The organism is Pseudomonas songnenensis (genome assembly GCF_003696315.1).
GTDB classification, from domain to species: Bacteria; Pseudomonadota; Gammaproteobacteria; order Pseudomonadales; family Pseudomonadaceae; genus Stutzerimonas; species Stutzerimonas songnenensis.
Genome location: NZ_RFFN01000010.1, coordinates 24,563 through 42,412, shown reverse-complemented (window position 1 = coordinate 42,412; position 17,850 = coordinate 24,563). Strand labels below are relative to the sequence as shown.

Below are 17,850 nucleotides of genomic sequence, written 5' to 3'. Positions count from 1 at the left end.
GGCGAGCGGCCCTCAGCGCTTGTGGTTGCGCACTTCGGCGCTGCGCAGCGTGGGGGCCAGCTTGTCCAGCACGCCGTTGACGAACTTGTGTCCGTCGGTGGCGCCGTAGACCTTGGCCAGCTCGATACCTTCGTTGATGACCACACGATAAGGCACGTCGATGCGCTGCATCAGCTCGTAGGTGGACAGCCGCAGAATCGCCAGCTCCACCGGATCGAGTTCCTCCAGCGGGCGGTCGAGATTCGGCGCGATGGCACCGTCGACTTCGCTCTTGCTGCGCGCGACACCGGTCAGCAGCTCATGGAAGTAGCTGCCGTCCACCCCGGAGAAATCGTTGTCGACGCGGAACTGCGCCTCGATTTCGTTGAGGCTCTGACCGGCCATGTGCCACTGATACAGCGCCTGCATCGCCAGGCTGCGAGCAACCCGGCGCGTGGCGATCTTGCCCTTGGCCTTGGGCTGGGGAGCGTCCTGGCTATCGTCGTGATTCAGGCTCACTTCGCCTCCAGCTGCGACAGCAGGCTCACCATTTCCAGTGCGGAGAGTGCGGCTTCGGCGCCCTTGTTACCGGCCTTGGTGCCGGAGCGCTCGATGGCCTGTTCGATGGAATCGACGGTCAGCACGCCAAAGGCGACCGGCACACCGAACTCCATGGAAACCTGAGCCAGGCCCTTGGTGCATTCGCCGGCAACGTATTCGAAGTGCGGCGTGCCGCCGCGGATGACCGCGCCGAGGGCGACGATGGCGTCGTATTCACCCTGCTGGGCGACCTTCTGCGCGACCAGTGGAATCTCGAAGGCACCCGGTGCGCGGATGATGGTGATGTCGTTTTCGCTGACGCCGTGGCGAACCAGCGCGTCGACCGCGCCGCTGACCAGGCTCTCGACGACGAAGCTGTTGAAGCGGCCTACGACCAGGGCGTATTTGCCCTGCGGGGCGATGAAGGTTCCTTCGATGGTCTTCAGGGGCATGGGTGCTTTCTCATCTCTTTAAAGAACGAAGGCGCCGCGGACTGCGCGGCGCCTCTGATTTATTCGGCCGGGAGGTATTCTACAACTTCCAGATCAAAGCCGGATATCGCGTTGAACTTCATCGGCGCGCTCATCAGGCGCATCTTGCGTACACCAAGATCACGCAGGATCTGCGAACCGGCACCGACGGTGCTGTAGGTCGCCGGGGTCGGCGGCTGCTGGCGGGTCAGCTGCGCCAGCAACTGCGGGCCGGTCAGCGGGTTGCCGAGCAGCAGCACAACGCCCTTGCCGGCCTTGGCCACTTCGCTCATCGCAGCACGCAGGCTCCAGCGACCCGGCACGGTGACCAGCAGCAGATCACGCAGCGGCTCCATGTTGTGCACGCGCACCAGCGTGGGTTCTTCCGGGGAGATTTCACCTCGGGTCAGTGCCATGTGCACGGTGTCCTCGACGCCGTCGCGGTAGGTGACCAGGTTGAACTGACCCAGCTCGGTTTCCAGCGGCTGCTCGGAAACCCGCTCCACGGTGCGCTCGTGGATCATGCGGTAGTGGATCAGGTCGGCGATGGTGCCGATCTTCAGCCCGTGCTGCTCGGCGAAGACTTCCAGCTCAGGACGGCGCGCCATGGTGCCGTCGTCATTCATGATTTCGCAGATGACACCGCTGGCCTCGAACCCGGCCATGCGCGCCAGGTCACAGGCAGCCTCGGTGTGGCCGGCACGCGCCAGCACGCCGCCCGGTTGCGCCATCAGCGGAAAGATGTGGCCCGGGCTGACGATGTCCTCAGACTTGGCGTTCTTCGCCACCGCGGCCTGCACGGTACGCGCGCGGTCGGCCGCGGAAATGCCGGTGGTCACCCCTTCGGCGGCCTCGATGGAGACGGTGAACTTGGTGCCGAAACCGGAACCATTGCGCGGCGCCATCAGCGGCAGCTTGAGCAGTTCGCAGCGCTCGCGGGTCATCGGCATGCAGATCAGGCCGCGGGCGAAGCGCGCCATGAAGTTGATGTGCTCGGCGGTGACGCACTCGGAGGCGACGATGATGTCGCCCTCGTTCTCGCGGTCCTCGTCATCCATGAGGATGACCATCTTGCCGGCGCGGATGTCTTCGATCAGTTCTTCAGCGGTATTGAGCGCCATCGGGCGTCTCCTCAATTCTTCAGGTAGCCGTGCTCGGCGAGAAAACCTTCGGTGAGCCCCGAGGCCTTGGGTTCGGCGGCCTTGTCGCCCATCATCAGGCGCTCCAGGTAGCGCGCCAGCAGGTCGACCTCCAGGTTCACCTGCCGCCCGGGGCGGTAGTCGGCCATGATGGTTTCGCCGAGGGTGTGCGGCACGATGGTCAGCTCGAATTCGGCGCCATTGACCGCATTGACCGTGAGGCTGGTGCCGTCGACGGTGATCGATCCCTTCAGCGCAATGTACTTGGCCAGCTCGCGCGGGGCCCGGATGCGGAACTGCACGGCGCGGGCGTTATCTTCCCGGGAGACGACCTCGCCGACACCGTCGACGTGGCCGCTGACCAGATGGCCACCGAGGCGGCTGGTGGGGGTCAGGGCCTTTTCCAGGTTGACCCGGCTGCCGGCCTTGAGATCGATGAAGGCGGTGCGCGCCAGGGTTTCGCGGCTGACGTCGGCCCAGAAGCCGTTGCCCGGCAGCTCCACCGCCGTCAGGCAGACGCCGTTGACGGCGATGCTGTCGCCCAGTTTGACATCGCCCAGATCCAGCTTGCCGGTGTCGACCAGCACGCGGACGTCGCCGCCCTTGGGCGTGAGCGCACGAATGGTGCCGATGGCTTCGATTATTCCGGTGAACATGTGGCCTCCCGTGGAAGGCGGATAAAACGCTGCATACGACGAACTCCTGTTTTTGAAAAACAGGGCGCTACGGATCGATAGGGATGCATGACGGGCGCACGGACGGCGCCCATCGGAATATCCCGCTCTCTCTCATCCGGACTATACCGTCGGCCCCGGAATCACACCGGGTCTGCTGACCTTGCCGAAGCAAGCGCTCGCGGGCTAGACGCGATTGAAAGCTACTGCGCGCAGAGCATGCTGCGTTGTGCTCCTCCTCGAAGTGCTCATTTACCAAGGTAAACTCCGCCTTCTCGTCGAATCACGCCTTGCCTGCTCAGCGCTCGCTACGCTTTCATCCTTGTAATTGCGCCATTACCGCCGGTGGGGAATCGCACCCCGCCCTGAGAACGTTGGGCCGTTTGCGGCCCGGCAGCGTTTTTAACACAAATAGCGACGCGGGGCAGCCCGTTATCGCCCGGTAGCAGCTATCTGAATGCAAGACGCAGGCTATCGGCGGCCACCGCAGGCACGGGTTGCCGATCAGTTGGCCGGGCGCGCCACGATCTTCCAGTCGCCACCCACCGCCCGGATGTCGACGATCTTCAGCTCGCGCGCCTCGCTCATGCGCTCGAGCGGAAGCTCCAGCAGCGGCCGCGCCGAGGAGCCGAGAAACTTGGCCGCCATGAACACCTGGTATTCGTCGATCAGGCCGAGGCTGGCGAACGCACCGACCAGCCGCGGCCCGGCCTCGACCAGCACCTCGTTGGCGCCACGAGCGGCCAGCTCACGCAACAACGCAGCCAGATCGACCCGTTCCCGGCCCAGCACCAGCAGCTCATGCCCCGCGCCAGCGAACGCACCCTCATGGCCAGCGACAGTGGTCGCGACCAGCGCCGGACCAGCCTGAAAGAACGGCGCATCCAGCGGCACGCGCAGCCGACCATCGACCAGCACCCGCAGCGGCGGGCGCTGCAGCGCCAGCGCGGTGGTTTCCGCCTCCAGCCCCAGTTCATCGCCACGCACGGTCAGCCGCGCGGCGTCCATCAGCACGGTGTCGGCGCCGGTCAGCACCACGCTGGAGCGGGCGCGCAGGCGCTGCACCTCGGCACGCGCCGCCGGGCCGGTGATCCACTGGCTCTCGCCGCTGGCCATCGCCGTGCGCCCGTCCAGGCTCATGGCCAGTTTGGCGCGCACGTATGGCAGACCGCTTTCCATGCGCTTGATAAAGCCCGCATTGAGTTCCCGCGCCTCGCCTTCCAGCACGCCGCAGGCAACTTCGATACCGGCGCTGCGCAGCAGCTCCAGACCGTTCCCGGCGACCTGCGGATTGGGGTCCTGCATGGCCGCCACCACCCGCCCGACCCCGGCCTTGACCAGCGCTTCGGCACAGGGCGGCGTGCGCCCGTAATGGCTGCAGGGTTCGAGGGTGACGTAGGCGGTGGCACCGCGGGCGCGCTCGCCGGCCTGGCGCAGCGCATGGACCTCGGCATGCGGCTCGCCGGCGCGCACGTGCCAGCCTTCGCCGACCAGTTCGCCATCGGCGACGATGACGCAACCGACCCGCGGGTTCGGATGGGTCGAATAAAGCCCCTTGCGCGCCAACTGCAGCGCCCGTGCCATCCAGGCGTGATCGGCCGTCATTCGGGCTTGGCCGGCTCGCGGGACAGCCGCTCGATTTCCTCGCGGAACTCGTTGAGGTCCTGGAAGCGGCGGTAGACCGAGGCGAAGCGGATATAGGCGACCTCGTCGAGCTTCTGCAACTCGGCCATCACCAGCTCGCCGAGCACCCGCGACTTGATTTCGCGCTCGCCGGTGGCGCGCAGCTGATGCTTGATATGGGCGATCGCAGCTTCCAGACGCTCGACGCTGACCGGACGCTTCTCCAGCGCACGCTGCATGCCGGCGCGCAGCTTCTGCTCGTCGAACGGCTGGCGGCTGCCGTCGGATTTGATCAGTCGCGGCATCACCAGCTCGGCGGTTTCGAAGGTGGTGAAGCGCTCGCCACAGGCCAGGCACTCGCGGCGGCGGCGCACCTGATCGCCCTCGGCGACCAGGCGGGAATCGATGACCTTGGTGTCGTGGGCACCGCAGAAGGGACAATGCATGGGGCTGGAATCGGTCGTACGTCGGACGGCCATGGTAGCGCATCCGACCGGCAAGACAAGGCGACGGCTTTGCTGCTATACAAGCCCGCAATCGCCGTTCAGGAGGCCGTCCGTGCCATCACGTTTTCTCGCTCTGCCCGCCCTGCTGACGCTGCTCGCCGGCTGCGGCAGCCAACCCAGCGAACCGCCGACAGCCCCCGTCGAGCTGAGCACCGCCCCCCATTCCAAGCTGCTCAACGAACTGAGCGGCAGCCTGATCGGCGCACCGGCTGGCAGCGACGTGGAGCTGGCCCTCTTGGAGGTCGATCGTCGCGACCAGCCCGACCGCCTGCTCAGCAACGTGCAGCTCAAGGGCCGCGACGGTGAGCTGCCGTTCATCCTCCAGTTCAACCCCGACGCCTTCCCGGCCGGCCAGCGCGTCGAGCTACGCGGCCGCGTCACACGGGCCGGCCAGCTGATCATGCGCCTGCCGCCGCGCACCATATCGAGCGCCGCCAGCCAGGCGCTCGGACCGCTGCAGCTGGTTCCGGCACCGTGAGCGCACCGGCGCAGCTGCAGGCCGCGCTGCACGAACTACTGGGCGATGCCCGCCTGGTCGCCGAAACGCTGCCGGACACCGAGCTGCGTCTCTGGCTGATCGATGCGGCCAACATGGATCGCGCCTTCAGCACCGAGGAAACCCGGCGCATTCTCGACGAGCCACCCTATTGGTGCTTCTGCTGGGCCAGCGGGCTGGTCCTGGCCCGCTGGCTGGCCGAACGCCCGGAGTGGGTGCGTGGCAAGCGCGTGCTGGATTTCGGCACGGGTTCCGGCGTCGCCGCCATCGCCGCGGCCAAGGCAGGCGCCGCCGAGGTGGTGGCCTGCGACCTGGACCCGCTAGCGCTCGCGGCCTGCCGGGCAAACGCCGCGCTCAACGGGGTCGAGCTACGCTATTCGCGGGACTTCTTCGGCGAAGCGGATCGCTACGATCTGATCCTCGTCGCGGACGTGCTCTATGACCGCGCCAACCTGCCGCTGCTGGACCAGTTTCTCAGCCGCGGCCGGGAAGCACTGGTGGCCGACTCCCGCGTGCGGGACTTCGCCCATCCGCTGTATCGGCGCCTGGGCGTGCTGGATGCCTGCACCTGGCCAGATCTGGCGGAGCCTGCGGAGTTTCGCCAGGTGAGCCTCTACCACGCGACACGCTAGCCATACGGAGACACCATGAGCGAGGAAAGTCTGCGCCTGTTCTTCGCCCTGCCCTGCCCGCCCGAGCAGGCGACGGCCATCTGCGCCTGGCGTGACGGCCAGGCACTCGACGGGCGCCCGGTGGCCGAAGCCAATCTGCACATGACCCTGGCCTTTCTCGGTGCCCAGCCGAAGGAGCGGCTGGAGGCACTGCTGACCATGGCATCAGGCATCGAGGGGACGGCATTCGACCTCCGGCTGGACCGGCTGACCACCATCGGCAAGGGCTTCATCTGCCTGCAACCGAGCACGACGCCGCAGGCCCTGCCGAAGCTGGTCGCAACCCTTGCCGAGCATCTGGCCGCGCTCGGCGTGGTGCTCGACAGCCGGCCCTTCCTGCCGCACCTGACGCTGAGCCGCCAGGCCCGGAGCCGGCCGCAGAAACCGTCACCGGATTTCAACTGGTACGCCGACCGCTTCGTGCTCTACCGCTCGCGCAATGCCGAGGACGGTGTGCACTACGACGAACTGGGCAGTTGGCCGCTGTCGGCGCCATAGCAGCCGGCTAGGTTGATATGGCGCTGCCGCTCAGCGCGGCACTTCGATGAGAAAGCGGAACAGCGGACCGTGCTGCTCCACCGCCAGGCAGTTGTAACCCTTGGCCGTGGCGTCCTCGGGAATGCCGTGCACCGATTGCGAACAGTCCGTCACCACTTCCAGCAACTGCCCAGGCTGCATGGTCGCCAGGGTTTCCAGCGTAGCGATGGCGTTGTACGGGCAGTGCTCGCCACGCAGATCAAGCGAGAGATTCGGTTTGGCCTGGCTCACGGGCAGGACTCCTTTTCGGTTGGAAACGACGTGCGTTGAGGTGCACCAGCAGCATGGCGACGGCCAGGCCGGCAAAGGTCAGCAGCAATCCGCTGGCCGGGCCGAAGCTCTCCAGCAGATTGATCTTCGGATAGGGCAGCGCCAGCGACGTGCCGAGCTGGTCCCAGTACACCGCCACCAGCGTGCCGCCGATGACGTTGCCGACGCCGACCACCCAGAAGTGCACCTGCCCTTCCATGGCGCGATACATCCAGCCGGTTTCGCAGCCACCGGCGACGACAATGCCGATGCCGAACAGCACGCCGCCGAGAATCGCGTTCGGCCCCATCCAGAAAATCTTCGGACTTGCCCCCAGCGCGATGGCACCGAACGTACCGACGCAGGCCACGGCCATGCCGAGCAGGATGCCGTAGGCCGCACGGGTTCGGCCGGTGGTCCAGAGGTCGCGGGCAGCACTGGTGAAGCAGATCTGCGCCCGCTCGATCAGCCCGCCGAACAGCAGGCCGAACAGCACCGCCATGCCCAGCACCAGCGAGGCATCGAAGCGCCAGGCAGCGAATGCGATGGCCAGCACCGCCACCGCCGTCCCGATCTTCGCCTGCACGGCTGCCCGCCGCCGCGTGCCTTCCACGTCACCGAACAGCGAACTGGCCTGGCTACCGACCTTCAGCGGCGTGCGCAGCCAGGGCAGCAGGCAGATCTTCACGCCGACCCAGGCGCCGCCCACGGTGGCCAGCATGAAGGCCCAGGCATGCAGCGAGAACATCGGAATGCCGGTGAAGAAGGCCGCCAGGTTGCAACCCATGGCCAGACGCGCGCCGAAGCCGGCGATGATGCCGCCGATCAGCCCCTGCAACAGGCGGCGCTTGCTGGTCGGCCAGCGCAGGCTGACGTTGTTCGCCCACAGTGCCGCGCACAGTGCGCCAAGCAACATACCGATGATCATCACGCCGTCGATGCGATCGAGCGGCGTACCGGCCAGGCCGATCAGCTTGAAATAGCTCCACTCCTGCGGGGTGTAGCCGAACCAGGAAATGACGTGTCCACCCCAGCGGGTGAACTCGCCGGTGACGGCCCAGAAGGTCCCGGTGATGGCGAAGTAGTAGGCGGAAGCGACGCCCAGCGCGACAAGCGCGGGCAGCGGCGACCAGAAGCGCACGAGATAGCGCTCCCGGAAGTCGGAGAGAACGGACATGTGAAGCTCCTTATGACGCGCGACTGCAAACGCCGCACCGGTCTAGGAAAAGGGTTGCGCCACGATGCGCCGACAAGACGCCTGCGCAACCTGGCGGGCGCAACCATAGACCAATGGCAACCACCATGCGAGCCCTTGCTTCCCGTGGCGAGCGCCCCCACATACCATGCACAGCCTTTCAGTCATTCGTCGCCCACGAGAATCCCGATGAGCCAGACGCCCTATATCTTCGATGTCACCACCGCCAGCTTCGAACAGCTGGTGCTCGAGAACTCGTTTCACAAGCCGGTACTGGTCGACTTCTGGGCCGAATGGTGTGCGCCGTGCAAGGCGCTCATGCCGTTGCTGGCGAAGATCGCCGAGGAGTATCAGGGCGAGCTGCTGCTGGCCAAGGTCAACTGCGATATCGAGCAGGAGGTCGTCGCCCGCTTCGGTATTCGCAGCCTGCCGACCGTGGTGCTGTTCAAGGATGGTCAGCCGGTGGACGGCTTTGCCGGTGCGCAGCCCGAATCCGCGATTCGCGCCATGCTCGAACCCCATGTACAGCCGCCGGCGACACCGCAGGGCAACCTGCTGGAAAGCGCCCACGCGGCCTTCGCCGAAGGCCGTTTCGCCGAAGCAGAGGCGCAGCTGCAACAGCTGCTCAGCGAGGACAACGAGAACGCCGCCGGCCTGATCCTCTATGCGCGCTGCCTGGCCGAACGCGGCGAGCTGGCCGAGGCGGAAACCGTGCTCAATGCCGTGAAGGGGGACGAGCACAAGCAGGCGCTGGCCGGTGCGCGCGCGCAACTGACGTTCCTGCGCCAGGCCAATGACCTGCCCGAGGTGGCAACGCTGAAGAGTCGGCTGGCACAAAACGGCGAGGACGATGAAGCGGCTTATCAGCTCGCCATCCAGCAGCTGGCTCGCCAGCAGTACGAGGCGGCGCTCGACGGCCTGCTCAAGCTGTTCGTGCGCAATCGCAACTATGCCGACGGGCAGCCGCACAAGACGCTGCTGCAGGTCTTCGAGCTGCTGGGTAACGACCATCCGCTGGTGACGCTGTACCGCCGCAAGCTCTATCAGGCGATCTACTGATCGTTCGCGACAGCAGGCGAGCCGTTCAGGACGGCTCGCCGATCCAGTGGTAGCAGGGCGAGTCGGCACCGTGCTCCACCTTCACGTCGTCGCAATGACGCAACCGCACCAGCAGCCGCTTGGCCAGCTGCGCGTTCCCGGTCAGGGCTTCCAGTTCGGCGAGCAGCTCGGGGCCGTCCAACTTGCCAGCGCAGCGCAAACGCTCGCGAGCGCTGTGCCACAGCGCATCTACGGGCGGCGCTGCGGTCGCCGGAGCGCCGCCGGCCACCACGCCGACATCGGCAAAGCCACGGGCCAGCTGCGACCAGTCCCGCTCACCAAGCTCGATTTCAAGATCGACCGGCCAATCGCCTATACGTCCGCGAATTCGAATCATGCTGCGCCTCCTGATTGATGCACTCATGCTCACATGACGGCAACGGACTGGCCAGCGGCGCAGCAAAGTTGTTATAAGGTAACACCCCTTCGAATGGAGCTGACCATGCGCCACCTACTGCTTGCCGTGCCTGTGCTTCTGCTGCCTCTGACCTCCAGCCACGCCCAGGAAGAACACCATCATCATAAGCATGAAGAGGCCTCCAGCCTGAGCGCACATGAACATGGCTCGGCGCGGCTGAATGCGGCACTGGACGGTAATCGGCTGGAACTGGAGCTGATCAGCCCGGCGATGAATCTGCTGGGTTTCGAGCACGCACCGGCCAATGCAGCGGATGAGGCGAAGATCGCCAGCGCCCGCTCGCAACTGGAACAACCCCTGGCGCTGTTCGGCCTGCCGGCGGCAGCTGGCTGCAGCGTGAGTGAACAGCAGTTTGCCGGCGACCTGCTCGGCTCGGCCCATGCGGGCTATCAGCGCGGTGATGAACATGCTCACAAGCAGGAGCATAAGCACGATCACGACGACCACGAAGCCGGTGGCCATAGCGATATCGAAGCGCACTACCAGTTCGACTGCAGCAAACCTGACGCGCTGCAGGCCTTGGATCTGAAGGGCCTGTTCGAACGCTTCCCCGGTATGGAGAAGATTCAGGTACAACTGATCGGCCCCAACGGCCAACAGGGCGCAGAACTGACCCCCGCGCGCGCGCAGCTGCCCTTCTGAATCAGCACTGGACACCGATGACCGTTCCACTCCTCGCAATCGACAACCTCGGCTTCGCCTGGCCACGCCAGGCCGAGCTGCTGGACATCCCCTGCTTTCGCCTTGAACGCGGTGAGAGCCTGTTTCTCAAAGGCCCCTCGGGCAGCGGCAAGACCACCCTGCTCGGCCTGATCGGCGGCGTGCAGAAGGCCGCGCGCGGCAGCGTGCGCCTGCTCGACCATGATCTTGGCCGCCTTTCGGCCGGTGCCCGGGATCGCTTCCGCGTCGATCACACCGGCTACATCTTCCAGCAGTTCAACCTGCTGCCTTTTCTATCGGTGCGTGAAAACGTCGGTCTGCCCTGCCATTTTTCGCGGCTGCGTGCCGAACGTGCGCGCAAGCGTCACGGCAGCACCGATGCCGCGGCGGCGAGCCTGCTGGAGCACCTGGGGCTGGCACCGGAGCTGTTCGAGCGGCGGGCCGACGCGCTGTCCATCGGACAGCAGCAGCGCGTGGCCGCCGCCCGAGCGCTGATCGGCCAGCCCGAGCTGGTCATCGCCGACGAACCGACCTCGGCACTGGATGCGGACAGCCGCGAAGCCTTCCTGCAGCTGCTGTTTTCCGAATGCCGGGCGGCGGGCGCCAGCCTGCTGTTCGTCAGTCATGATCAGAGTCTCGCACCGCTGTTCGACCGCAGCCTGTCGCTGGCCGATCTCAATCGCGCCGCACGCGCGCCGGAGTGCTGAGCGATGTATCTCCTGCGCCTGGCCCTGGCGAGCCTGAACAATCGCCGCTTCACCGCCCTGCTGACCGTCTTCGCCATCGCGCTGTCGGTGTGCCTGCTGCTTGCCGTCGAACGGGTGCGCAATGAAACCCGCGCCAGCTTCGCCAACACCATCAGCGGTACCGATCTGGTGGTCGGCGCCCGTTCCGGTTCGGTAAACCTGCTGCTGTACTCGGTGTTCCGCATCGGCAATGCAACCAACAATATTCGCTGGGACAGTTACCAACGCTTCGCCGAGCACCCACGGGTCGCCTGGGCAATCCCGATTTCCCTCGGCGATTCCCATCGTGGCTATCGCGTGATGGGCACCAGCGCCGGCTATTTCGAGCACTACCGCTACGGCCGCAAACAGCCGCTGCAGCTGGCCGAAGGCCGCGCCTTCGAAAGCGACCCGTTCGAGGTGGTACTGGGTGCCGAAGTGGCCAGCGCGCTGGGCTACCAGCTCGAAGACAGCATCGTTCTCGCCCATGGCGTTGCCCGGGTCAGCCTGGTGCAGCACGACGACAAGCCCTTCCGTGTGGTCGGCGTGCTGCAGCGCACCGGCACACCGGTCGACCGCACGCTGCACATCAGCCTTGAAGGCATGGAAGCGTTGCATGTCGATTGGCAAAACGGCATGCCGGCCCGCGGCGCGGCGCGTATCGATGCGGAGCAGGCGCGGGAACTCGATCTTCAGCCACAGCAGATCACGGCGTTCCTGCTCGGCCTCAACAGCAAGATCGCGACATTCACCCTGCAGCGGGAAATCAACGAGTACCGCGGCGAGCCGCTGCTGGCGATTCTGCCCGGCGTCGCGCTGCAGGAACTGTGGAGCCTGATGGGTACGGCCGAGAAGGCGCTGTTCGTGGTTTCACTGTTCGTCGTGCTGACCGGCCTGATCGGCATGCTCACGGCGATCCTGACCAGCCTGAACGAACGCCGCCGCGAGATGGCGATCCTGCGCTCGGTGGGTGCTCGCCCCTGGCACATCGCCGCGCTGCTGATCATCGAGGCGTTCGGCCTGGCGTTGGCTGGAACACTGCTGGGTCTGGCCCTGCTCTATCTCGGCATCGCCGTGGCGCAGTCACCGCTGCAGAGCCTTTACGGACTTTACCTGCCGCTGGCCTGGCCGAGCGCCTATGAGTGGAGCCTGCTCGGCGCTATCCTGCTGGCCGCACTGCTGATGGGCAGCGTGCCGGCCTGGCGGGCCTATCGCCAATCGCTGGCCGATGGCCTGTCGATCCGACTATGAGGAAGCCCATGCCACGCCTGCTGTTCGTCCTGCTCCTGGCCTGCGCGCTGCCGCTGCACGCGGCCGAAGTCCGCCTGCTGCAATGGTCGGAGCTGATCCCGGAAGGAGCCCCTCCGCCGCCACCGCCGCTGGCGATACATGACATGTCGCAGCTGGCCGATGCGCTCGCCGCCGAGGCCGGCCCTGCCGCGGCGCAGCAGTCGCCGGCCGCGCCGGTGGTTGAGGCGCTTGATGGGCAGATGGTGAAGTTGCCAGGCTATATCGTGCCGCTGGACATGACCGACGAAGGGCGCGTCATCGAGTTCCTGCTGGTGCCGTATTTCGGCGCCTGCATCCATGTGCCACCACCGCCGTCCAACCAGATCGTGCATGCCACCAGCGAACTGGGCGTGCGGGTGGAAGCACTGTACGAGCCGTTCTGGATCGAGGGGCCCATGCGCGTCGAGCATGCCAGCAGCGAGCTGGCAGAGGCCGGCTACCGCATGCAGGCGCAGAAGATCTATCCCTACGAGTTGCAGTGATCGCCAGCCGACCAACGCGGCGGCGATTACATTTTGCCAGTCTGATCAGTGCGCGCTGGCGATCTGCTTCTCGCGCTCGAAGCTGAGCTCGCCTTCGGCCCATTCGCGCCATTCACGCACCCGACGACGCTCCGCACCAGCGCGCTCGGCCTGCTTCAGCGCTTCGAGCCCGGCCTGCCAGCGGGCCTGTTCCAGCTCGAGCTGTGCGACATTCATCCAGAACTTTGCGCTGCCGGTCTGGGTCGCCAGCTGCCGATAGATCTTGGCGGCTTCGGTACGCTCCCGCGCCTGCCACCAGAGCATGCCCATGCGCTCCTGACGGGCTGCATTGCCGGAAAGCAAGTGTGACGCCAACATCCCTTCGAGCAGTTTGGCACCTTGCCAGGGCTGGCCTGCAGCACTGGCAAGAGCGACTAGGTTATCCAGTTCCGCTTCGCTGAAACGCAAGCCCTTTGCATGCGCCGCGCGCAGCGTTGCCAGCGCGCGATCCTCGGCACCAGCCAGCTGCTGCAAACCGGCCAGCTGACGCCAGGCCTTGGCCTGATCGGGATGGCGCAGCAACAGCTTCTTCTGCCAGCCTTCAGCCGCTTGATAGCGCTTAAGCTCCGCATTACCAGCGACCAGGAACTGCAGCCAGGTATCGCCGGCTTTCGGATTGGCCTGCACGTAACGCTCGGCCAGCGGCAGGGCCTTGGCATGCTGGCCAAGCCCCTGATAGGCCTGCACGAGCATCTGCAGGACCTCCTCGTCGGCCTGATTGGCCGAGCCCAGCAGGCTGACGACCTTGGCATAGCGCCCCTCGACCAGGTTCAGGCGTGCCAGATTGAGGCGCTCGCCGGCCAGCAGTTGCTCGTCCAGCTTGCCACTGGCCACGGCCTTGTCCAGCCACTCCAGCGCCTGCCTGTTGTTGCCTTCGGCCCAGGCCAGGTAGCCCCGGCTGCGCCAGAGCAAGGCCTCTTCGTTGCTCCCCGGCTTGGCGCTTGCGCCTTCAAGCGCCTTGCGTGCAGCCGCATAGTCGCCCTTGCTCTGCGCGGTCTGCGCTCGCTCGAGCGCCATGAACACGGCCGGGTCGATGGCCTGGGCAGCCTGGACCGAAGCAGCGAGGGAAAGGGTCAGCACAAGCAGCAGACGAAGCATCTCAGCGTTCTCCTTGCAGGCGGAAGTGCAGGGTTTTAACGGCTTCTCGGGATACCGGCGCGCCGTTCTCGGTGCGCGGGGCGAAACGCCAGCGGGCCGCGGCACGCCGGGCCTCGCGATCGAACACGTTGCGTGGCGAGGCCTCCAGCACGCGGATGTTCTCCACCCGGCCCTGCGGGTTGATGGTGAAGGCCAGCTTGATATGGCCCTCGATGCCCTGCTGCCGGGCACGATAGGGATACTCAGGGCGCACATCATTGAGCGGCATCACTTCCTGCTCTGGGCCACCCGGGTTACCGGCCGCTTCCACTGCCGCGCTGGCTGGCGCAGGAGCAGCCGCAGGTGCGCTCGGTGCGGCCGTCAGGCCGGACAGACTGGGCGCCGGCGCGGTCGCCACCGATATACCCGCATCGATGCTCGGCAGATCGAGGTCGAGCTTCGGCAGGTTGGCATCCGGCGTGGCCATGTTCGGCGTCGGCGGCGTCGGCGGCTGCGGCGTCTTCGGCTGTGGTGGTTGCGGCGCCTGCTGGCGAGTGCGCGTGGCGCTGTCTTCGTTGCGCCCATCCATACGCACGAAATTGGCGATGGCCAGCGGGTCTTCCTGAATCTTGCTGCGCGGTGGATTGACCATGCTCAGCATCAGAGCGAACAGCAGCAGCGCCACCACGCAGGCGGCGACGAACGCCAGACTGAAACGGACCAGCCGCGGTTGCATCAGCGCGACCCCGTGCTGGCAGCCAGCGCCACGTCCTGCACGCCGGCCTGGCGCGCCTGGTCCATCACCTGCACCACAAGGCCGGTGCGGGCATCCTGGTCGGCCTGGACGACCACCGCGCCCTCCGGCTGATCCACCCGCATCCGCTCGACGTGCGCGCGAACGCTGCGCACGTCCACCGCCTGCTTGTCGATCCAGACCTGCCCATCGGCGGTGACGGCGATAAGGATGTTGCCCTTGTCCTGCGTGCTCGCGGTATCGGCCTGCGGGCGCTGGACCTCGACACCCGACTCCTTGATGAAGGAGCTGGTGACGATGAAGAAGATCAGCATGATGAAGACCACGTCGAGCATCGGCGTGAGATCGATGCCGGTGTCTTCTTCCTGCTGGTAATGGTGACGACGCATACGCATCCGGCTAATCCTCAATCGTGACGCAGCTGGTCGGCCAGCCGGTCGAGAGACTGGCGCGCGATTCGCTCGAGGCGCGCCAGACTGAACAATCCCGTGATGGCCAGCACCATGCCGGCCATGGTCGGCAGGGTCGCCTGCCAGACGCCCGCAGCCATGCCGCGAGGGTTGCCGGTGCCGCTGAGCGCCAGCACATCGAAAACCGCGATCATGCCGCTGACCGTGCCCAGCAGGCCGAGCAGCGGATACATCGCAACCAGTGTCTTGCTCAAACGCAGCGGGCCGGACAGCTGCTGCTGCGCCTGGGCCAGCCAGGCCAGGCGCACGGCGCGCTGCCAGCTACCGGGCTCATCGGCCAGCTGTGCCCAGGCCTGCCGGCGCGACTCGACCCAATGCGGGAAGACCCGACGCATGAACCACAGGCGCTCGAACACCAGCGTCCAATACAGCACGCACAGGCCTGCCAATGCCCACATCACCACCCCACCCGCGGTCATGAAGTCGAGCAGCGCGTGACCGCTGTCGACGACACTCAGCCAGTGAGCGCGCAGATCAGTCACGGCGCGGTGCTCCGGACAGATGCAGCGCGATCAGCCCGGCGCTCTGCTGCTCCAGCAGCTGGATCAGCGCCTTGCTGCGGCTGGCCAACAGGCTGTGCAGGAACAGCAGCGGAATCGCCACCACCAGGCCCAGCACCGTGGTCACCAGCGCCTGGGAAATGCCGTCGGCCATCAGCCGCGAATCGCCGCCACCACTCTGGGTGATGGCCTGGAAGGTGATGATCATGCCGGTCACGGTACCCAGCAGGCCGAGCAGCGGCGCCACGGCGGCGAGCAGCTTGAGCAACGGCTGGCCACGCTCCAGCGGCGGGGTTTCCTGCAGGATGGCTTCGTCCAGCTTGAGCTCCAGCGTCTCCAGGTCCGACAGCTGAGGCTTTGGCCCCAGCACGCCGATGATGCGGCCGAGCGGGTTGTCATCACGCGGATGATTGAGCTCGCGCATCTGGCTTCCAACCTTGCGGCCAATGCCACCGAGATAGACCATGCGCCAGATCGCCAGCAGCAGGCCGATGGCGCCGAGCACCAGAATCACGCCGCCGACCAGACCGCCCTGCTTGACGCGATCCCACAGGTCCGGCTGGCGCTGCAACTGCGCCAACAGGGTACCCCGGCTCGGGTCGACAGGCAGCGTGGCCAGGGCATCGGAGCTTTTCAGGTAATCCTCGATCAGGCCCTTGCCGGACGGCTGACGCGGCGGCACCAGCAGCTCGCCGGCATCTGCGTCGTAGCGCAAGAAGGCGTCGCTGGTAAAGGCAGAGAAGCTGCCGACGCGCAGTACCGGCTGCTCGCTGCGCGCACCATCGGTGCCCACCACCGGCAGTTGCACGCGCTCGACGCGGCCGCTGGCCGCCAGGTCTTCGAGGAGGGTCATCCAGAAGGCATCGAGGTCATCGGCTGATGGCAAGGCACGGCTTTCGGCCAAGCTGCGCAGCTGCTTGAGGCGCTCGGGATACTGGGCATTGAGCAGGCTGTCCTGCCACTGGCCGGCGATATCACCGGCACCCTGCCGCACCACGCCGAACAGCTCGCCGAGATGACCGACACGCTGTGCCAGCAACTTTTCCTGCTCGGCCAGCTCCGCTTCCTGACGGTCGAATTCAGCCTTCAGCCGCTCGGCCTCGGCCTTCTGCTCGGCGAGGGCGGCCCGTGCGCGTGACAGCAGTTGCTGCTGCTCGCCACGGTCACGCACAAAGGCCTGCTCGCGGGTCTGCATGGCGCTGACCTCGGCCGCGCGGTCGCTGCGAATGCGCTCGAGCAGCTGGTCGGGACTGAGCGGCTCCGCCGCATGAGAGGTGAACGGCAGCAGCGCGACAAGGAACAGGGAAAACAGACGGCTCATTGCGCGGCCTCCTCGGCCAGAGTCTTCACGGGCAGTTGCAGATACGCGGGGGCCTGCTGCTGGCGGGCAATGGCGATGGCCTGGGTCAGCGGACGTCGGGCGCTGCCATCAAGCACTTCCCAGCTGCGTGTCTGCGGGTTCCACCAGCCGCTCTCGTGTGCATCGAGGGTCTGGTAATAGAGCATCACCCGGCCCAGGCGCAGGAACTCGACGCTACGCGAATCACCGTTGCCCGGCAGTTCGCCGCGCCAGGCTTCCAGCGTGCGGCCGTAGTCGCTTTCGATCTGATAGGCCTCGAGGATGCGCCGGTACTTCTCCGCCAGGCTGACGTCGGCACGCGGCAGCAGGTCCTGCAGCCCGGCCAGACGATCAGCGCGCTCCTCGGGCAGGAACGGCAAGTCGGCCGCGATGAACTCGCCAAGCACCTCGACCATGCGACTCATCTGCGGCGTTACCGCTTCCTGAGTGCGCTCGATGCTGTCCAGCTGGCGCTGGAAGCCGACCAGCTCCTTGCGCTGCGCAGCGGTCAGTTCCTGCAGCTGCTTGTTGTAGGCCTTCAGGGCTTCGGTCTGCTGCAGCGCGTTGCGGTACTCGGTGAGCATCTCGCGCGTGGCATCGTCGAGCTGATCGATCCGCGCTTGCGAAGCCTTGGCTTCGGCAGACAGGCGCTCGCTCTCATCGAGCGCAGCGTCCAGCGGAGCGGCGGACAGCGACCCGGCATAAAGCTGCAGACAGCATGGCAGCACGGCAGCCGCCAGCAGGCGGGGGATGAAGGAAGGCATTGAGGAATCCTTGGGACGGGCGTTAACTCAAAAGAGAAACATTATCATCTGTGAGTTGACGCAAAGCAACCCGGGCGTTTCGTCGCAGCAGCCGAGGCTTCTTTCATTGAGCTGGATCAAAAAGCGCCCGCGCTCACTCCCTACCATGGCCCCCA

Annotated in this window: 23 protein-coding genes; 8 read left to right on the top strand and 15 right to left on the bottom strand. The window is 66.2% G+C overall.

Annotated elements, in window-relative coordinates:
• Positions 1-12: 12 nt before the first annotated feature.
• From nusB to nrdR, 6 genes are all read right to left on the bottom strand, one after another.
• Positions 13-492: a transcription antitermination factor NusB gene (nusB, locus tag EA798_RS19430; protein ID WP_218857959.1), complete on the bottom strand. Its 480-nt coding sequence runs from the start codon at positions 490-492 to the stop codon at positions 13-15.
• 2 nt (positions 493-494) lie between these two features.
• Positions 495-971 (bottom strand): 6,7-dimethyl-8-ribityllumazine synthase, encoded by a 477-nt coding sequence (gene ribH / locus EA798_RS19425; protein WP_003289143.1) that lies wholly within the window; start codon positions 969-971, stop codon positions 495-497.
• Between the two features lie 59 nt (positions 972-1,030).
• Positions 1,031-2,110 (bottom strand): bifunctional 3,4-dihydroxy-2-butanone-4-phosphate synthase/GTP cyclohydrolase II, encoded by a 1,080-nt coding sequence (ribBA, locus tag EA798_RS19420; protein ID WP_122100003.1) that lies wholly within the window; start codon positions 2,108-2,110, stop codon positions 1,031-1,033.
• Between the two features lie 11 nt (positions 2,111-2,121).
• Complete coding sequence (locus EA798_RS19415; protein WP_103455050.1) at positions 2,122-2,784, bottom strand: riboflavin synthase; 663 nt, start codon at positions 2,782-2,784, stop codon at positions 2,122-2,124.
• A gap of 522 nt (positions 2,785-3,306) precedes the next feature.
• Positions 3,307-4,407 (bottom strand): bifunctional diaminohydroxyphosphoribosylaminopyrimidine deaminase/5-amino-6-(5-phosphoribosylamino)uracil reductase RibD, encoded by a 1,101-nt coding sequence (gene ribD / locus EA798_RS19410; protein ID WP_122100002.1) that lies wholly within the window; start codon positions 4,405-4,407, stop codon positions 3,307-3,309.
• On the bottom strand, positions 4,404-4,871 hold the full coding sequence (gene nrdR, locus EA798_RS19405; RefSeq protein WP_003304016.1) for a transcriptional regulator NrdR: 468 nt from the start codon (positions 4,869-4,871) through the stop codon (positions 4,404-4,406). The genes ribD and nrdR overlap by 4 nt, the downstream gene beginning before the upstream one ends.
• A 112-nt stretch (positions 4,872-4,983) precedes the next feature.
• Here nrdR and EA798_RS19400 point away from each other — a divergent pair, with 112 nt between their 5' ends.
• The 3 genes from EA798_RS19400 to thpR are packed head-to-tail and all read left to right on the top strand — an operon-like array spanning position 4,984 to position 6,596.
• Positions 4,984-5,409, top strand: a complete 426-nt coding sequence (locus tag EA798_RS19400; RefSeq protein ID WP_019406518.1) for a YbaY family lipoprotein — start codon at positions 4,984-4,986, stop codon at positions 5,407-5,409.
• Positions 5,406-6,059 (top strand): class I SAM-dependent methyltransferase, encoded by a 654-nt coding sequence (locus EA798_RS19395; RefSeq protein WP_122100001.1) that lies wholly within the window; start codon positions 5,406-5,408, stop codon positions 6,057-6,059. Before EA798_RS19400 ends, EA798_RS19395 begins: the two co-directional genes overlap by 4 nt.
• A 15-nt stretch (positions 6,060-6,074) precedes the next feature.
• Positions 6,075-6,596: an RNA 2',3'-cyclic phosphodiesterase gene (thpR, locus tag EA798_RS19390; protein WP_122100000.1), complete on the top strand. Its 522-nt coding sequence runs from the start codon at positions 6,075-6,077 to the stop codon at positions 6,594-6,596.
• A 30-nt stretch (positions 6,597-6,626) separates the two neighbouring features.
• Here the strand turns inward: thpR and yedF are convergent, their stop codons facing one another.
• The gene (gene yedF / locus EA798_RS19385; RefSeq protein ID WP_013981735.1) at positions 6,627-6,866 is read right to left on the bottom strand and encodes a sulfurtransferase-like selenium metabolism protein YedF; all 240 of its coding nucleotides are present in this window, start codon (positions 6,864-6,866) and stop codon (positions 6,627-6,629) included.
• Complete coding sequence (yedE, locus tag EA798_RS19380; RefSeq protein WP_122099999.1) at positions 6,835-8,061, bottom strand: selenium metabolism membrane protein YedE/FdhT; 1,227 nt, start codon at positions 8,059-8,061, stop codon at positions 6,835-6,837. Before yedE ends, yedF begins: the two co-directional genes overlap by 32 nt.
• Positions 8,062-8,268: 207 nt before the next feature.
• On the opposite strand from yedE, the gene trxA reads away from it, so the two are divergent.
• A complete protein-coding gene (trxA, locus tag EA798_RS19375) occupies positions 8,269-9,138 on the top strand; it encodes a thioredoxin (protein WP_122099998.1) in 870 nt (289 codons plus the stop codon).
• Positions 9,139-9,163: 25 nt separating this feature from the next.
• Here the strand turns inward: trxA and EA798_RS19370 are convergent, their stop codons facing one another.
• Positions 9,164-9,514 carry a hypothetical protein gene (locus EA798_RS19370; protein ID WP_106155899.1) on the bottom strand — a complete coding sequence of 117 codons (351 nt, stop codon included), beginning with the start codon at positions 9,512-9,514 and terminating at the stop codon, positions 9,164-9,166.
• Between the two features lie 93 nt (positions 9,515-9,607).
• Here EA798_RS19370 and EA798_RS19365 point away from each other — a divergent pair, with 93 nt between their 5' ends.
• Genes EA798_RS19365 through EA798_RS19350 form a run of 4 tightly spaced genes read left to right on the top strand, consistent with a single transcriptional unit; the run spans position 9,608 to position 12,752 of the window.
• Complete coding sequence (locus EA798_RS19365) at positions 9,608-10,237, top strand: DUF2796 domain-containing protein (protein WP_122099997.1); 630 nt, start codon at positions 9,608-9,610, stop codon at positions 10,235-10,237.
• Between the two features lie 17 nt (positions 10,238-10,254).
• On the top strand, positions 10,255-10,962 hold the full coding sequence (locus tag EA798_RS19360) for an ABC transporter ATP-binding protein (protein ID WP_106155901.1): 708 nt from the start codon (positions 10,255-10,257) through the stop codon (positions 10,960-10,962).
• Positions 10,963-10,965: 3 nt separating this feature from the next.
• Positions 10,966-12,231: an ABC transporter permease gene (locus EA798_RS19355; protein ID WP_122099996.1), complete on the top strand. Its 1,266-nt coding sequence runs from the start codon at positions 10,966-10,968 to the stop codon at positions 12,229-12,231.
• Between the two features lie 8 nt (positions 12,232-12,239).
• A complete protein-coding gene (locus EA798_RS19350; protein WP_122099995.1) occupies positions 12,240-12,752 on the top strand; it encodes a DUF3299 domain-containing protein in 513 nt (170 codons plus the stop codon).
• Between the two features lie 45 nt (positions 12,753-12,797).
• Here EA798_RS19350 and EA798_RS19345 read toward each other — a convergent pair whose 3' ends face one another.
• From EA798_RS19345 to EA798_RS19320, 6 genes are read right to left on the bottom strand one after another with little or no spacing between them, the layout of a single operon-like run.
• Complete coding sequence (locus tag EA798_RS19345; protein ID WP_122099994.1) at positions 12,798-13,889, bottom strand: tetratricopeptide repeat protein; 1,092 nt, start codon at positions 13,887-13,889, stop codon at positions 12,798-12,800.
• 1 nt (position 13,890) lies between these two features.
• Entirely contained in the window at positions 13,891-14,604 is a 714-nt protein-coding gene (locus tag EA798_RS19340) for an energy transducer TonB (protein ID WP_106155904.1), read from the bottom strand.
• Positions 14,604-15,017, bottom strand: a complete 414-nt coding sequence (locus EA798_RS19335; protein ID WP_013981725.1) for an ExbD/TolR family protein — start codon at positions 15,015-15,017, stop codon at positions 14,604-14,606. The genes EA798_RS19340 and EA798_RS19335 overlap by 1 nt, the downstream gene beginning before the upstream one ends.
• A gap of 11 nt (positions 15,018-15,028) precedes the next feature.
• Positions 15,029-15,574, bottom strand: a complete 546-nt coding sequence (locus EA798_RS19330) for a MotA/TolQ/ExbB proton channel family protein (RefSeq protein WP_011912010.1) — start codon at positions 15,572-15,574, stop codon at positions 15,029-15,031.
• Positions 15,567-16,913, bottom strand: coding sequence for a MotA/TolQ/ExbB proton channel family protein (locus EA798_RS19325; protein WP_122099993.1), 1,347 nt, complete (start codon positions 16,911-16,913; stop codon positions 15,567-15,569). Before EA798_RS19325 ends, EA798_RS19330 begins: the two co-directional genes overlap by 8 nt.
• Complete coding sequence (locus tag EA798_RS19320) at positions 16,910-17,695, bottom strand: DUF3450 domain-containing protein (protein WP_122099992.1); 786 nt, start codon at positions 17,693-17,695, stop codon at positions 16,910-16,912. Before EA798_RS19320 ends, EA798_RS19325 begins: the two co-directional genes overlap by 4 nt.
• Positions 17,696-17,850 lie beyond the last annotated feature (155 nt).